General features: G+C 65.1%; 17 protein-coding genes. 5 read left to right on the forward strand and 12 right to left on the reverse strand.

All coding sequences use genetic code 11. The features are described from left to right. Positions 1–168 precede the first annotated feature (168 nt). On the forward strand, positions 169–1,563 hold the full coding sequence (locus GVL61_RS02000) for a peptide MFS transporter (protein ID WP_159976379.1): 1,395 nt from the start codon (positions 169–171) through the stop codon (positions 1,561–1,563). A 97-nt stretch (positions 1,564–1,660) separates the two neighbouring features. Here GVL61_RS02000 and purQ read toward each other — a convergent pair whose 3' ends face one another. Both purQ and purS read right to left on the reverse strand, forming a co-directional pair. Beyond that, positions 1,661–2,338 (reverse strand): phosphoribosylformylglycinamidine synthase subunit PurQ, encoded by a 678-nt coding sequence (purQ, locus tag GVL61_RS02005; protein ID WP_159976382.1) that lies wholly within the window; start codon positions 2,336–2,338, stop codon positions 1,661–1,663. Further along, positions 2,338–2,574 (reverse strand): phosphoribosylformylglycinamidine synthase subunit PurS, encoded by a 237-nt coding sequence (gene purS, locus GVL61_RS02010; protein WP_159976385.1) that lies wholly within the window; start codon positions 2,572–2,574, stop codon positions 2,338–2,340. The genes purQ and purS overlap by 1 nt, the downstream gene beginning before the upstream one ends. Before the next feature lie 219 nt (positions 2,575–2,793). On the opposite strand from purS, the gene GVL61_RS02015 reads away from it, so the two are divergent. Then, positions 2,794–3,693 carry an SDR family NAD(P)-dependent oxidoreductase gene (locus GVL61_RS02015; RefSeq protein WP_159976388.1) on the forward strand — a complete coding sequence of 300 codons (900 nt, stop codon included), beginning with the start codon at positions 2,794–2,796 and terminating at the stop codon, positions 3,691–3,693. Positions 3,694–3,768: 75 nt separating this feature from the next. Here the strand turns inward: GVL61_RS02015 and GVL61_RS02020 are convergent, their stop codons facing one another. The 5 genes from GVL61_RS02020 to GVL61_RS02040 form a co-directional block, all read right to left on the reverse strand. Beyond that, positions 3,769–4,521: an EF-hand domain-containing protein gene (locus GVL61_RS02020; protein WP_159976390.1), complete on the reverse strand. Its 753-nt coding sequence runs from the start codon at positions 4,519–4,521 to the stop codon at positions 3,769–3,771. 83 nt (positions 4,522–4,604) lie between these two features. Beyond that, a complete protein-coding gene (locus GVL61_RS02025) occupies positions 4,605–4,976 on the reverse strand; it encodes a DUF2794 domain-containing protein (RefSeq protein ID WP_159976393.1) in 372 nt (123 codons plus the stop codon). A gap of 5 nt (positions 4,977–4,981) precedes the next feature. After that, a complete protein-coding gene (epsC, locus tag GVL61_RS02030) occupies positions 4,982–5,698 on the reverse strand; it encodes a serine O-acetyltransferase EpsC (protein ID WP_159976396.1) in 717 nt (238 codons plus the stop codon). Positions 5,699–5,755: 57 nt separating this feature from the next. Next, on the reverse strand, positions 5,756–6,406 hold the full coding sequence (locus tag GVL61_RS02035; protein ID WP_159976399.1) for an ATPase: 651 nt from the start codon (positions 6,404–6,406) through the stop codon (positions 5,756–5,758). A 14-nt stretch (positions 6,407–6,420) separates the two neighbouring features. Beyond that, a complete protein-coding gene (locus GVL61_RS02040) occupies positions 6,421–7,710 on the reverse strand; it encodes a heavy-metal-associated domain-containing protein (RefSeq protein ID WP_159976402.1) in 1,290 nt (429 codons plus the stop codon). A 70-nt stretch (positions 7,711–7,780) separates the two neighbouring features. On the opposite strand from GVL61_RS02040, the gene purM reads away from it, so the two are divergent. Beyond that, entirely contained in the window at positions 7,781–8,899 is a 1,119-nt protein-coding gene (gene purM / locus GVL61_RS02045; protein ID WP_159976404.1) for a phosphoribosylformylglycinamidine cyclo-ligase, read from the forward strand. Continuing rightward, positions 8,892–9,845, forward strand: a complete 954-nt coding sequence (gene purN / locus GVL61_RS02050; protein ID WP_159976407.1) for a phosphoribosylglycinamide formyltransferase — start codon at positions 8,892–8,894, stop codon at positions 9,843–9,845. The genes purM and purN overlap by 8 nt, the downstream gene beginning before the upstream one ends. Positions 9,846–9,857: 12 nt before the next feature. On the opposite strand, the gene GVL61_RS02055 is transcribed toward purN, so the two are convergent. The 5 genes from GVL61_RS02055 to GVL61_RS02070 all read right to left on the reverse strand — a co-directional run bounded on the left by GVL61_RS02055 (position 9,858) and on the right by GVL61_RS02070 (position 13,090). Beyond that, positions 9,858–10,103, reverse strand: coding sequence for a hypothetical protein (locus GVL61_RS02055; RefSeq protein ID WP_159976410.1), 246 nt, complete (start codon positions 10,101–10,103; stop codon positions 9,858–9,860). Positions 10,104–10,214: 111 nt separating this feature from the next. Continuing rightward, positions 10,215–10,349 (reverse strand): hypothetical protein, encoded by a 135-nt coding sequence (locus GVL61_RS25230; protein WP_255456502.1) that lies wholly within the window; start codon positions 10,347–10,349, stop codon positions 10,215–10,217. Between the two features lie 153 nt (positions 10,350–10,502). After that, a complete protein-coding gene (gene ndk, locus GVL61_RS02060; protein WP_043975382.1) occupies positions 10,503–10,925 on the reverse strand; it encodes a nucleoside-diphosphate kinase in 423 nt (140 codons plus the stop codon). Between the two features lie 243 nt (positions 10,926–11,168). Then, complete coding sequence (locus GVL61_RS02065) at positions 11,169–11,606, reverse strand: DNA polymerase III subunit chi (RefSeq protein ID WP_159976649.1); 438 nt, start codon at positions 11,604–11,606, stop codon at positions 11,169–11,171. Between the two features lie 20 nt (positions 11,607–11,626). After that, positions 11,627–13,090, reverse strand: coding sequence for a leucyl aminopeptidase (locus GVL61_RS02070; RefSeq protein WP_159976413.1), 1,464 nt, complete (start codon positions 13,088–13,090; stop codon positions 11,627–11,629). 95 nt (positions 13,091–13,185) lie between these two features. On the opposite strand from GVL61_RS02070, the gene GVL61_RS02075 reads away from it, so the two are divergent. Then, on the forward strand, positions 13,186–15,537 hold the full coding sequence (locus GVL61_RS02075; RefSeq protein WP_159976416.1) for an LPS-assembly protein LptD: 2,352 nt from the start codon (positions 13,186–13,188) through the stop codon (positions 15,535–15,537). Positions 15,538–15,606: the final 69 nt, after the last annotated feature.

Here is a 15,606-nt window from a genome sequence, read left to right on the forward strand (position 1 = left end):
ATCCCCCGGAGCGTACCGGAGGCGGCAGGCTTTGTCGGGGTCTGCCGCCTTACCGGTGCGGGTCATATCGAAAATTGACGGCATTACATCGACGTGACATTGCTCGCCCACGCACCGCGATTGCGCATCGCGACAAGATAATTACGGGCCGAGAAAGTCACCTCATCCATGACAGCAGCCGAAGCGACACCTAAACTCGATTTCCCCGAGGAGGCCGCGCGGAACGACCGCGCCTTCCTCGGACACCCCAAAGGACTGGGTTATCTCGGCGTGGTGGAGGGGTGCGAACGGTTCTCGTACTACTCGATGCAGACGCTGCTGACGCTTTACATGGTCAAGTATCTGCTGGTGCCCGGCCGGCAGGAAAGCGTGATCGGACTGGAGTGGCTGAAAACCCACCTGTTCTCGGGCCTTGAAGGCCAGCCGCTCGCCTCGGAAATTTTCGGGACGTACACCGCGCTGGTCTACCTGACGCCAATCCTCGGCGGTCTGCTCGCCGACCTGCTGCTGGGCCGCCGCGCGGCGCTGATCGCGGGCGCGGTCATCATGTCGCTCGGCCATTTCCTGATGGCATTCGAGGGCGCCTTCCTGCTGGCCCTGCTTTCGCTGGTCATCGGTGTGGGTCTGTTCAAGGGCAACATCGCCAGCCAGGTGGGCGAACTCTATGCCGCTAACGACATCCGCCGCGCCATGGCGTTCCAGATCTTCTACATCTTCATCAACGTCTCGGTGATCGCCGCACCGCTGATCTCCGGCACCCTGGGCGAGAAGATCGGCTGGCACTGGGGCTTCGGCGCCGCCGGAGTGGTCATGGTGATCGGCCTGCTTATCTACCTCGCCGCACGCCCCTGGCTGCCGGCGGACAGGCCCAGGACCGTGAAATCGTCTCAGCCGCGTCCCCGCTTCGAGCCCGGTGACGGTGCGCGCCTGGCCGCCGTTCTGGTGCTGGTGCCGATCCTCGGCCTCTCGCTTCTGGTCAACCAGCAGATCTTCAACGCCTACCTCGTCTGGGCCGACCAGCAGTTCCAGCTGACTTTCATGGGCACAACCCTGCCCACCAGCTGGATGATTACTCTGGACGCGACGCTCAGCTTCTCGATGCTCGTGGCCGTTGCCGCGTTCTGGGCCTTCGTCGGCAAGCGCACCGGGAAGGAACCGGACGAACTGGGCAAGATGATCCTGGGCTGCGTGTTCATCGTCGGTGGCGCACTGTGCCTCTACATGGCGGCGCTGACGCAGGGGACGGGCAAGATCGGCCTGTTCTGGCCGGTGATGTTCCACCTCGTGAATTCGATCGGCTTCGCGCATCTGCTCCCGGTAAGCCTGGCCCTGTTCACCCGGCTGGCGCCGCGCGCGCTCAATGCCTCGATCGTGGGAATCTATTATCTGGCGTTCTTCGGCGCGAACCTGGCAGTCGGCAAGATCGGCACCCTGTTCGAGACGATGCCCACCACGCAGTTCTGGCTGCTTCACGCAGGAACCGCGATGGTCGGCCTAGTCGGCTTCGGGCTGTTCAAGCTGCTGCTGGCCAAGCGGCTGATGGGCGCACCCAAGCCGGGCTGACCTCGGCCCGGCGGTTGCACAAATGAAAAGCCCTCGGGAGACAATCCCGAGGGCTTTTCATTGTGAGAGGCATCGTCCGCAGCGCGAACGAAGGCGATCAGGCCCCGACGAGGCCCCGAATCGCGCTTTCGAACAGGCCGCGCCCGTCGGTGCCGCCGTGGGTGTCCTCGATCGCGCGCTCAGGGTGCGGCATCATGCCCAGCACGTTGCCGGCCGCGTTGAGCAGGCCTGCGATCGAGCGGGCTGAACCGTTGACCTCCTCGGCATAGCGGAAGGCTACGCGGCCCTCCCCCTCGAGACGGTCGAGCGTGGCGTCGTCGGCGAAGTAGTTGCCATCGTGATGCGCCACGGGAACGCGGATTACCTGTCCGGCATCGTAGGCGGAGGTGAACAGCGACTGCGCATTGGCGACTTCGAGGCTGACTTCGCGGCAGACGAAGTTCAGACCCGCATTGCGCAGAAGCGCGCCGGGCAGAAGGCCGCTTTCGGTCAGCACCTGGAAACCGTTGCACACGCCCAGCACCGGCACCCCGCGCTCCGCAGCGGCGATCACCGCCTGCATGATCGGCGAGCGCGAGGCGATAGCGCCGCAGCGCAGGTAGTCGCCGTAGGAGAACCCGCCGGGAACGGCGATGAAGTCCAGTCCCTCGGGCAGTTGGCTGTCGCCGTGCCAGACGCGGTGGGGCGCTGTGCCCGAGACCTTCTCCAGCGCCACCGCCATGTCGCGGTCGCAGTTCGAGCCCGGGAAGGTGATGACGGCGGAAGTGAAAGCCATCAGGCGGCCACCTTCTCGATGCGGTAGTTCTCGATCACCATGTTAGCGAGGAGCTTGCGACACATGTCGTCGATCGCTTCGTCGGTAACGGTCTCGGCGACGTCCAGCTCGAACAGGCGGCCGGCGCGCACGTCGTTGACGCCGGCAAAGCCGAGGCCTTCGAGCGAATGGTGGATCGCACGGCCCTGCGGATCGAGGACGCCGGGCTTAAGGCTGACGTGGACGCGGACTTTCATCTGAAGGGCCTTTCGCTTTGCGGGCGCAGATTCGTTGGGAGCGCCTATGACTCCCCAGCGTCGCCGGGGCAAGTCACGCTGTTACGCGATCGGCCAGGAATGTCCCGGCAATGCCCCGGAAATGCACCAGATCGGGCGCGCGAGATTGAACCACCCCGCCCAACCTGCCATCTGCGAGGGGCGGTCGCAGCCCTGCGCCGAAGCGGAGTTCCAAGTCCAATGACCATTTCCTTTGCCGGACAGGTTGCAGTGGTCACCGGCGCCGGAACCGGGCTAGGCCGCGCCTATGCGCTGGATCTCGCCCGGCGCGGCGCGAAAGTGGTGGTCAACGATCTGGGCGCGGCGCGCGACGGAACCGGCAACTCCGACGCCGCCCTCGCCGTCGTCGAGGAAATCCGCGAAGCCGGCGGCGAGGCGATGGCGGATGGCGGCGACGTTTCCGACTATGCCCAGATGGAAGCCATGGCCGCCCGCGCGAAAGAGGCCTGGGGCGCCGTCCACGTCCTCATCAACAACGCCGGTATCCTGCGCGACAGAACCTTCGCCAAGATGGACCCGGCCGATTTCGAACTGGTCGTGCGCGTCCATTTGCTGGGCAGCGCCTTCGCCACCAAGGCGGTGTGGGACACGATGCGCGAGCAGAACTACGGCCGCGTCCTGATGACCACCTCGTCGACCGGGCTGGGCGGCAATTTCGGGCAGGCAAATTACGGTGCGGCGAAAGCCGGCGTTCTGGGCCTTGCCCGCACGCTTCGGCTCGAAGGCGCGAAATACGGCATCCGCGTCAATTCGATCGCACCTACCGCAGGCACCCGCATGACCGCCGACATCTTTCCCGAAGAGGCCTACAAGGCCTTCGAGCCCGGCAACGTCGCGCCTGCGGCGGTCTTCCTCGTTTCGAAGGATGCGCCGACGGATGCGATCGTGGCGGCAGGCGGCGGCGTTATCCAAGGCGCCTGGATCACCGTCAACGACGGCATTCTCCTGCCCGAAGGCCACCGCACCGCCGAGGACATCGCCGCAGCCTGGCCGCGTATTGCCGACCGCAAGGGCGACCACGTCTTCGAAAACGGCATGGAGCAGGCGCAGCACGCTCTTTCGATGCTAACGAAGATGTAGAGGGAGCGTCTGGGGATATCGTCGTCCCGGGTCGAGTCCGGGACGACGGCTTCATGCTTGCTCTGACGACTGCCCTTAGCAGTTCTGGCCCGGCCGGCACGGCGGCGGACCACCCGCGCCTCCGGGAGCACCGCGGCCCGGCCCCTTGCCCGGACCACCTGCGGGGCGCAGTTCATCCATGCTCAACTCGCCGTCATGGTCCTTATCGGCCTCGTCGAAGTGCTTGCCTTCGTAGGCCAGCAGTTCCTCCAGGCTTACACCGGCATCGTAATTGGTGTTGGCGCGCGCGATCGTCGCGCCGTTCAGCGGCTCGATCATCTGGACCAGCACGAAATCGTCGGGATTGTCACTGGTCGCCACGATGGCGTCGGGGATCGGCCCGTTACGGTCCCCGAAGGCGTTCGCATCGCTGGAGGCGACCGATCCCATCCGCTTCTGCCACGCCATGAATTCGGCTGGGGAGATGCTGCCGTCGCGATTGCTGTCCACCGCCTCGAAACGGGTGTGGATGGTGGCTTCGCGCCGTGCATCGACGACCGCGTGAAGCTCGTCGATGGTGACCGTGCCGTCCTTGTTGGCATCGGCCTCACGGAACATGGCGGTGACGATCTTGTCGAACTGCTTGCGCTTCACCGGCTTGGGCGGACGCGGCGCGGATGGCTTTCCGCCGCCCGGCCCATCGTCCTCGCCGCCGGGACCACCGCCCATGCCTCCCATTCCGCCTCCCATGCCCCCATCCATGCCTCCGGGCATGCCCTGCGCATGAACGGCCGGAGACTGCATCAGCGACAACGAGGCCGCGGCGAGGATAAGGGAAATCTTGCGCATGATGGCGGTCTGTCCGTGCTATTTAACAGGAAGATTTCAACGCGAAAAAATAACCGGCCGCAATCACCAGGCGCCCGCGATCTTCAGTCTTCGACGATCTTGAGCAGTTTGCGCTCCAGCGGGCTGAGGACATTGGACAAGTCGTGCCCGCGCTTGAGGACCTGGCCAACTTCGCCGAACAGCGTCCACATGCCTTGCTTGCCCCGAAGCGCCGGGCGTTTCTCGATTCGAGCCTGGGGACGCTCGGCAGCGCGGCGGAACGCGCAGAAGCTGGCGGCATCGCGGGCGAAGTCCATCGCATAGTCGCGCCACATTCCGGCAGCGACCATGCGGCCGTAAAGATCGAGAATGCGCTGGAGTTCGAGCCGGTCGAAACCGACCTGAAGCGCACCGCCACCGGGAAAGGGAACGACGCTGCCGGTAGCGGAACCGCCGCCCTGAGGGCCTGCCGCCATGCGGTTCAAAGACCCTTGAGCACCGATTCGCCTGCCCGTTCGACCTTGCGGATCTCATGCTCGCGCGCTGCCAGAAGCGATTCCACCTGCGAGCGCAGCAGGGCGACCTGCTCTTCCAGTTCGTCGACGCGCTGGTTGCCCACCGGCTCGCACGGCTCCTTGCAGGGCGTGCCGTAGGGCATGAATTCCTTGGCGTAAGTCTCTGCCTTGACCAGCGTGGAGCGGGCCTTGACGCCGATCATGGTCGCGCCTTCGGGCACGTCCTCGGTAACCACGGCGCTGGCGCCGATGCGCGCACGCTTGCCAATCGTGACGGGGCCGATGATCTGCGCGCCCGAACCGACGATCACGTTGTCGAGCAAAGTCGGATGGCGCTTGCCGCCGACGCCATTGGTGGGGTTGGACCCGCCCAGCGTCACGCACTGGTAGATCGTCACATTGTCACCAATGATCGCGGTTTCACCGATGACGGTAAAGCCGTGGTCGATGAAGAAGTTCTTGCCGATGGTCGCGCCCGGATGGATGTCGATCGCGGTCAGGAAGCGCGAAAGGTGGTTCACCACGCGCGCCAGGAAGAACAGGTCTGCCTGGAACAGCGCATGGGCTATCCGGTGCCAGAATACGGCCCAGACGCCGGGATACAAAAGGACTTCCCACCGCGAACGCGGCGCAGGATCACGTGCGACGACGGAATCCAGGTAGCGGACAATATCACCCAGCATTACCCGAATCTCCCATCAATCGGATCGGTTTGCAACTACCCTGCAACAGGTACGCCCTCACGGCTCCCTGATATCGCCGCCTTTAGTCTCAATCAGGGCGTCGCGCCAGATTGCCATGGTAGGGGCAACCTTACGCTCAAGACTGAGCCGGTCGATGGCGGCGACCAGACGTTCGACGCCCAGATGGCTACGCTCACACCGTCCTGCAAGATACTGAATCGCCGTTTCATCGAGGATGAGTCCGCGCATCTCGGCGTGGATCTCGATAAGCCCGGCCAGCATGGCATCGTCCGGCTCGCCGATCTCCAGATCGAGCGCTGCACCCAGCCGAGAGGACAAGTCGGGCAAGGTCACCCGCCAGCGCGCCTCATCCCCGACACCTTCACCGTCACCGGTTCCGGGCGCGAAGCGGTTTTGGGCGACGATCAGCAGCGGGCGGCCGTTTTCCTGCGCCCGGTTCCAGCGGTGGAACAGCGCGTCCTCGTCCATGAGGTGGGCATCGTCGATGGCATCGCCCGCGCCCGATTCGGCGAACCAGCGCGCCAGCAGCGATTTGCCGGAACGCGCCGGCCCGGACAGAATCGCGGTACGGAACGGCCAGCTGCCGGGCTCCAGCAATGCGTCGACCACACCGGAATTGGCGGCGGCCACGACAATGCGCGGCGGGCTGTCGCTCGCAGCTGACAGCGGAAGGGCGATCTGCCTCATAACCGGGTGCAGCCTTAGCGGCTGATCCTGAGCGCGCCGCCCCCGCTCGACACCTTCCAGCCCTGCGCACGCAAGGCCGAAGCGATGCGTTCGGAGCCGCCCGCAGCGGTAACGCGCATGACTGAAGTGCCGCCGATGGCAAGGCTGACGGTCGCCGCGCCCTGAACGCCGGGCACCCCGCGAACGGCAGCCAGCGCCGCATCCACCGCCGCCGCATCGGGCGTGGCGAACTGGACCGTGACGGTCTCGGCCGGGGCGCCGCTGACATCCTCGGCGCGAATGGTCGGGGTGGGCTGAGGAACGGGCACGGCGGGCAGATCGTCGCCCTTGGGCATCAGCTTCTGGCGCAGTTCCTCGAACGCACGGTCGAGCGCGACGCCGCCGGCATTGATCGTCGGATCGGGCTGAAGCACGCCCTGCGAAAGCGCATCGCGGTAAAGCCCGTCAACCCGCGTCACCGCCTGGTCGAGCATGCGCGGCAGGTCCTGTTCGCTTGCCGCCGTCATCGTGAAGCTGTCGAGGAACTTGTTGTCGGGGCCGTAGCGGGCCGTGAACGTGCCGTTGATCGGGCCACCAGGCCACTGGCGCTCCAGCCGCGCGACGGGGCTGACCACGTCGGAAGCGTCGAACTGGCCCAGCACCGTGCGCCACCAGAGGCGGCTGCGGCGGCCTTGCTGGCCAGCGGTGAGAACAAGCGATTCGCCGCCTGTCCCGGCCGGACGCACGTAATCGACCGGGCTCGCCGCTGCCTGGAACTCCGCCCAGGCCTTCTGCCAGGGTCCGCGAACCTCAAAAACCTGACGCACGCCGCCCGACTGAAGAACCGGCAGCAGCAGCAGCGGCGCCGAGCGCGGGCCGGTGCCCGCACCGCTGCCTACATATTGCCCCGCCTTGGCCTTGTCGAAGATCACACCCAGCGTCGCCATGTACCGACGCGGGCCGACCTGCTCGTGGCCGATGACCACCGAGGAGACCATGGCATCGATCGATTCGACCGGCATGTCCGGGCCGCCCAGCTTCTTCCAGGCTTCCTTTTCCGCCTGTTTCCAGCCGGCAAGCCGCGCTTCCGCCCCGGTTTTCCCGGTAACGTCCACCTCGATGCCGTTGACCTGGATGTCCTCGGAATTGGCGAGCGGAGCGATACCGCGATCGCCCTCGATCTGGGCGGCGAGTCGCGCGCCGCCAATCCCGATACCGACTGCGCAGAGCGCAAGCGCAGCTACGCCGCCAATGACCAGCGCCTTGCGCCCCATCGGACTAATGCGGGCAGGCCGCGGGGTTTTTGGGGAAATCGTGTACGCCATCTGTCGAAACCGTGGGCCTTTTGCCCAAACGGCGATGGAAATCCAAGTCACAAAGCGCTAGGCGCGCCCAATGTCCGACGATAACTCTCAGAAGAGCTATAGCTACGAGCAGGCCGGCGTCTCGATCGCGGCCGGAAATGCGCTGGTCAAGGCCATCGCCCCGCTCGCGAAATCCACCGCCCGCCCCGGCGCAGACGCGGAGCTTGGCGGCTTCGGCGGCTTCTTCGATCCGCGTGCAGCCGGTTATAAGGACCCGTTGCTGGTCGCCGCCAACGACGGCGTCGGCACCAAGGTCAAGCTGGCCATCGACCATGATCGCCATGACCAGATCGGCATCGATCTCGTCGCCATGTGCGTCAACGACCTTATCGTGCAGGGCGCCGAGCCGCTGTTCTTCCTCGACTATTTCGCCACCGGCAAGCTGGAAAACGGCGTCGCAGAGCGAGTCGTCGCCAGCATCGCCGATGGCTGCAAGATTTCGGGCTGCGCCCTGATCGGCGGCGAAACCGCTGAAATGCCCGGCATGTATGCCGCCGGCGACTACGACCTCGCAGGCTTCTGCGTCGGCGCGGTAGAGCGCGGCGAGCAGCTGACCGGCGACAAGGTGGCCGAAGGCGACGTGCTGCTGGGCCTCGCTTCCTCGGGCGTTCACTCGAACGGCTACTCGCTGGTGCGCCGCCTTGCCGAGGACAAGGGCTGGAAGCTGAACCGACCTGCCCTGTTCGACCCCGAAGTACTGCTGATCGACGCCCTCATCGCGCCCACGCGCATCTATGTGAAGAGCCTGCTGCCTTTCGTTCGCCCAAAGGACGGAAAGCCAGCCCGCATCCACGCCCTCGCCCACATCACCGGCGGCGGTCTGCTGGAGAATATTCCCCGCGTGCTACCCAAGGGCCTGCATGCGCGAATCGACGCAGATGCGTGGCCCCAGCCGCGCCTGATGGCGTTCCTGCAGGCGCAGGGCCACATCGAGCCGGGCGAGATGGCGCGCACCTTCAACTGCGGCGTCGGCATGGTTCTGGCTGTCGCAGCGGACGAAGTCGCCTCGCTCAAGGCCGATCTCGAAGCGGCGGGCGAAACCGTCTTCACCATCGGCACCATCGAGGCCGGCGAAAAGGGCTGCACCGTCACCGGTTCGATCGAGACCTGGTCGGCACGCGAACCGTGGGAAGCCGTGCACCTTGGCTAACAAGGCCAAAGTCGCCGTCCTGATCTCGGGCAGCGGCACCAACATGGCCGCGCTGCTCTATGCCAGCCGCGCGGCCGACTGCCCTTATGAGATCGTGCTGGTCGCGGCCAACGATCCTGAAGCCAGGGGCTTGGCGCTCGCCGAGGCGGAAGGCGTGGCCACCTTCGCGCTCAGCCACAAGGGCATGAAGCGCCCCGAACATGACGCCGCGATGGATGCGGCGATCCGTGCCAGCGGCGCCGCATGGGTGGCGCTGGCCGGTTACATGCGCATCCTGACGGCGGAATTCGTGGGCAAGTGGGAAGGCCGGATGGTCAACATCCACCCTTCGCTTCTGCCCAAGTACACCGGCCTGCACACCCACGACCGCGCGATCGAGGCGGGCGACAGCCATGGCGGCGTCAGCATCCACCTCGTCACCGCCGAACTGGACGATGGTCCGGTGCTTGGGCAGACCCCGGTTGCGATCCTGCCCGGCGACACAGCAGACACCCTTGCCGCCCGCGTGCTGATCGCCGAGCACCAGCTCTATTCGCGCTGCCTTGCCAGTCTCGTCACGCGGGAAACCAGCCCCGAATGGCTGCTTGAACGCGTGCGCGAACGGGCGATGGAAATGCCCGAGGCAGAGGAAACCGTCAGCCATGGCATGGCGTGCTTCGGCATCGTGAAAGGCAAGAAGTTCGCCTATGTCAGTGCCGATCATCACGGTGACGGCCGCGTGGCGCTGCTCGTCAAGACCAGCGGGTCTGACGAACAGGCCATGCTTATCGAACAGGACATGGATCGCTACTACCGCCCCGCCTATTTCGGCGACGGCTGGATCGGCATCCGCCTTGACCTGGGCGATACCGACTGGGACGCCATTCGCGACTGGCTGTGCCGTTCATGGCGCACCGTGGCACCCAAGAAGCTGACTTCGCTGCTGGATGCCGCCGACGAGTTCTGAGCCTGTACCGGCTCAGACTTCGGTATATTCCACCTGGGGCCGGCTTTCACGCGTGCCGCGATAGTATTTGGCCGGGTCCTGCGGATCGCCGGCGATCAGGACATGATCGTCGTGCACTTCGACCAGAGTGCCCACGAATGGAAAGCCTTCGAGGCTGCCGTTGACGCGAAAGCTCACGGTGTCGCCGATCTTGAAGCTCTTTTCATCGAAGTTGAATTCGAAAGGGCAGCTTTCGCCCGTCTCGCCCATGTCCTGCATTGCCGCTCTCCTTTTGCGAAGCATAGTACAGCAGCGATCCAGAGTGGATCAAACCCAAATGACAGGGCTGGCAGCGCCGTCCCGATATCGGGGCAGTTCTGCAACGTATTCTTAGTACGAAGTGGTTGCAGCCTGTGCGTCCGACGTGCCGAACGGCATTACCGTGTCCGTGGTGTTGGCCACCCGGGATGCCAGGACCGCGCCCAGAAACGAGATGACTGCGGCAATCAGAATGGTCCTGGTCATTGAAACGCTAAATCCTGCAACGAGGCGCGCGGCCCCTCCCGTGGGCGGCGACGCTAGGCGTGCTTGCGAGTCGCGCCAAAGAAAAAGGCCGCCGAAACCGGCGACCTTCATCCTTGTTGCGAAGAATTAACCCCCGCAATTCAAGTGGGGTAATCAGCCCACCAGTTCTTCCGGCTTGAAGAAGTAGGCGATCTCGATCGCTGCGTTCTCTTCCGAGTCCGAACCGTGGACCGAGTTGGCCTCGATCGATTCGGCCAGTTCCTTGCGGATCGTGCCGGCATCGGCGTTCTCGGGGTTGGTGGCGCCCATGATATCGCGGTTGCGCTTCACGGCGTCTTCACCCTCGAGGACCTGAACCACGACCGGGCCCGAGATCATGAACGAGACGAGGTCACCGAAGAAGGGACGCTCGGCGTGAACGGCGTAGAAGCCCTCAGCCTGCTCCTTGGACATCTGGATGCGCTTGGAAGCGACGACGCGCAGGCCGGCTTCCTCGAGCATCTTGGTCACGGCACCGGTCAGGTTACGGCGGGTTGCGTCGGGCTTGATGATCGAAAAGGTGCGGGTGACCGACATGGAACTGTTCCTTGCGAAATGGGAAAGTGTGAATTGTTGGGCGCGCCCCTAGCGGGCTTTGCCGAGGGCGGCAAGCATGGCGTCGTCGGGTGGGTGCATGCTTCGCTGGAGCGCCGGCCGGAGCTTACTTCGACAACCTCGGCGTGAGCGGGGTTTGAGAAGGAAATACCTGTCCCAAGGCTGCATTGGATTGAAGGCGGTTTCCGCGATCCGCTCAGGCCGAGCCTGTCGAAGCCACCTCGGTCATCCCGCCTGAACCCAGCGCCCGCCTTCCTGCTTCCAGTAGAAGTGTTCCACTCCCTCGCGGGTGCGCAGTTCTCGCCAGACCTGCCGCGCTTGCTGCACGGTCTCGTCGTCGAACAGATAGAACGTGCGCGCGAAGGGCGATGCGCCCTCGCACCACTTGCCATCGGCGATGGCGAGAAACGCCGCACCATTGGTCGGTTCGGGCTTGTCGGAGATGAGGATCGGCTGGCGATCCTCGCTCCCTTGCCCGGCATGCCCATTGGCAAGGAACGTCTCGGGCCCGAGCGACCACAGTGCGCGCGAAATCCGCTCGCGCTGACCCTCGTTGCCCGAAACGACGAGCAGGCGCCCGCCGTCCGAAAGCACCTTGCGCGCGATCAGCGGCAAGGCCGCCTCGGCGGGGTCGCGGCTCAGCTGGTAGAAGTCCACGCGCACGAGCTGCGACCCTTCTTCGCTCACGCTTCCAGCGTATCGCGCACGAAACGGTCGAGCAGGCGCACGCCGAAGCCGGTCGCGCCCTTGTCCCAGGTGGCGCCGGCCTTGTCGGTCCATACGGTGCCGGCAATGTCGAGGTGCGCCCAGGGGGTGTCGTTCTCGATGAAGCGCAGCAGGAACTGCGCCGCAGTGATCGAGCCGCCGAAGCGCGGGCCAACGTTCTTGATGTCGGCGATCGGGCTGTCGATCATCTTGTCATAGGCCGAACCCATCGGCATGCGCCACAGGCGATCACCCGAAGCGTCACCGGCAGCGTTCAGTTCGGCTGCAAGCGCATCGTCGTTAGAGAACAGGCCGGCATATTCATGCGCGAGGCTAAGGATGATCGCACCGGTCAGCGTGGCAAGGTCGATGACCTTGGCGGGACTGTATTCGCGCTGCACCCAGGTCAGTGCGTCGCACAGGACGAGGCGGCCTTCGGCGTCGGTGTTGATGACTTCGATGGTCTGACCCGACATCGAGGTAACGACGTCACCCGGGCGCTGGGCGTTACCGTCGGGCATATTCTCGACGAGGCCGCAGACGCCGATCACGTTGGCCTTGGCCTTGCGCAGCGCGAGCGCGAGCATCGTACCGGCAACCGCGCCGGCGCCGCCCATGTCCCACTTCATGTCTTCCATGCCGCCGGCCGGCTTGATCGAGATGCCGCCGGTGTCGAAGGTCACGCCCTTGCCGACGAAGGCCACGGGCTTCTCGCCCTCGGTCCCGCCCAGCCACTCCATGACGAGGATACGTGCAGGGCGAACGGAGCCCTGCGCCACGCCGAGCAGCGAGCCCATGCCGAGCGCAGCCATTTCCTTGTCGTCAAGGACGCGGATATTGAGGCCGGTGCCTGCCATGCGCGCCTTGCAGCGCTCCACAAAGCTCTCGGGGTAGATGATGTTGGCGGGCTCGGTGACGAGTTCGCGGGTAAAGGACACGCCCTGCCCGATGGCCTGCTCGATTTCCCAGGCGGCCTCGGTGCCTTCCGGCGCGCCGACCACGGAAATTTCGGTGAGGCTGGGCTTGGCATCCGCGCCCAGCTTTGTGCGATAGACGTCATGGCGCCACGAACGCAGCACCGCGCCCAGCAGCGCGCCGGCCGCTTCCTCAGCGGTGAGACCCGCGCCGCTCAGGTCCAGCGTCAGCGCAGTCTCGCCGCTTGTCAGGTACTTGGCGACGACATTGGCGCCCGCACGCTCGATCGCACCCTTGCGGTCCTTGGCCGAAGCCTCGCCGATGCCGGCCAGCGCCGCGCGCACGACGTTGCCACCGCGCTCGGCGAATCCCTCGAAGACCTGGCCCGCCTTACCGGAAAACCGTGCCATCTTCGCGCCTTCGGCCAGCACCGGCTCAAGGTCGGCCGGCAGCGCGTCCTGGTTGACGAAGCGGGCAACGAGACGGGCATTGGGGGCAATTGCCGCGCCAAGGAACTGGATCTTCATGGATTCTCCTGGATTTCCCCGGTGAAACGCTGATCTTGTGCGCTTCACCGCATGACTGGATTGCAGTTAGGCACAGGCGATGCGATAGGCAACCCATGCTCCCTGCCGTGCAGAACCCGCTGCAAGCCCCGATCCGTCTCAAGGTCCGCCGCTTGCGCCCTCTTTCCCTGCGCGCGCTGGCTTTGGGCATCGCTGCTGCACCCGTCTTTTACACGGCTTTGCCCGGCACGGCCCTGGCCCAGGACGTTTCGCGTCAGGTCGACACCGGCCCGATGGTAGGCCAGCCCCCCGCACCGCCGCCTGCCACCGCCGAAGCGGAGCCGGTCGCCTTCGAGGCGGACGACGTTCAGTACGAACAGAATAGCGAACTGGTCACCGCGACCGGCAATGTCGTACTGCGTCGCCGCGACGAAAAGGGGCAGGCCCAGTCCGTCCGATCGGACAAGGTCACCTGGGACCGCAAAAGCGGTAAAATTCTGGCCACTGGCAACGTGCGCCTCGTCGATCAGGACGGCAACCAGCTTTACACCGAACAGGTCGAACTGACCGACCAGCTCAAGACGGGCATGATGGAGAACCTGCTTCTCGTCATGCGCGAAGGCGGGCGTTTGGCCGCACTCAAGGGTGAGCGGATCGCCAATGGCGACGTCATCCTCAATCAGGCGGCCTATACCGGCTGCGATGTCACCGACGACGAAGGCTGTCCCAAGAAGCCGTCCTGGCGAATCGTCGCCAAGCAGGTGGTCTATTCCGAAGAAAAAAAGCGCGTCCATTTCAAGGATGCGCGGATCGAACTGTTCGGCTTCGTCCAGCTGCCCCTGCTCGGGCTTACCATCGGCACGGACGGCGGCTCCGTTTCCGGCTTCCTGATCCCGGACATCCGCTCCAGCCCGTCGAACGGCATCGAGCTGGCGCAGTCCTACTTCTGGAAGATCGCCGAGAACCGCGACCTTACCGGCACGCTTTCTGCCTATACACAGGCTGCGCCGATGGCCTCGCTGCAGTACCGCGCGCTGACCGACAGGAGCGCGTACCAGATTACCGGCTACGCGACCTCCAGCAGCAGAATCCCCATCGCCGGCGGCACGGACATTACCAGCCCCGATGGCAAGCGCGCGTTTCGCGGCTACATCTTCGCCAACGGCCGCCTGCAACTCGACGACAACTGGAGCGTGACCGGCTCGATCCGCCGCGCGACTGACCGCACGTTCCTGCGCCGCTACGATCTCAGCCGCGACGATCGCCTGCGCTCGGCGATCGAGATCGAGCGGATCGACGACGACAGCTATTTTTCCATCGCCGGCTATACGACGCAGACCATGCAGGCAGACCGCGTGCAGGGGCAGATCCCGGTCGCCCTGCCGGTGATCGACTATCGCCGCCGCATCGATGACCCGCTGCTGGGCGGCAAATTCGAAATTCAGGCCAATACGCTGTCCATTACCCGCTCCGACGGTCAGGACACCCAGCGCGCCTTCGCCAGCGGGCAGTGGTCGCTGCGCAAGCTGACCGGCATGGGGCAGGAAGTGACGCTGACCGGCCTCGTGCGCGGCGACGTCTATCATTCCGACGATAACCTCGACACCGACACGGTGCTCTATCGAGGCACGGCCGGATGGCAGGGACGCGGCATCGCCACGGCCGCCGTCGACGTGAAATGGCCGTTCGTGGGCCAGGTCTTCGGCGGCACGCAAGTGCTGACCCCGCGCTTCCAGGTCGTTGCCAGCCCAAAAATCAGGAACCTGGCGATTCCCAACGAGGATTCGCGCGCGATCGAACTGGACACCGGCAACCTGTTCTCGCTCAACCGCTTCCCCGGTTACGACCGGGTCGAGGACGGCGTGCGCTTCACGTATGGGTTCGACTGGCAGTTCGAGCGGTCGCGCTGGCGGATCAAGTCCACCGTCGGCCAGTCGGTGCGCCTGACCAACCGCGAGACCGTGCTGCCCGACGGCACCGGCCTTGCCAACAAGACCTCGGACATCGTCGGCCGCACCGAGATACGTTACCGCGATGCCATCAACTTCGTGCACCGCTTCCGCGTCGACAAGGACACCCTTGCCATCCGCCGCAACGAATTCGACGCGGTCATCGGCAACACCCGCTCCTACCTGGAAATCGGCTACACCAAGCTGAACCGCGACATTTCCGAGGAAATCGAAGATCTCCAGGACCGCGAGGAACTGCGGGCCGCGGGCCGCATCGCGTTTGCCCGGTATTGGTCGATGTTCGGCTCGGCGGTCGTCAACATGACCTCCCGCAAAGAGGACCCCGACAACGGCTCGAACGGCTTCCAGCCGCTGCGCACCCGCCTCGGCGCCGCTTACGAGGACGACTGCATCCAGATTTCGCTTACCTGGCGGCGTGATTATGTGGCGCTGGGCGACGTGAAGCGGGGCGATTCGTTCCAGCTAGGCTTCGCCTTGAAGAACATCGGGGCACACTAAGCGGGAAAGGGGCCCGGCGTCGTGAAGCCGCGCGGGCCAAGCTTGCCGAAGCCGCCGACAGCATCCTCC

Origin of the sequence: Novosphingobium sp. 18050 (assembly GCF_902706195.1) — a bacterium.
Taxonomy (GTDB): domain Bacteria; phylum Pseudomonadota; class Alphaproteobacteria; order Sphingomonadales; family Sphingomonadaceae; genus Novosphingobium.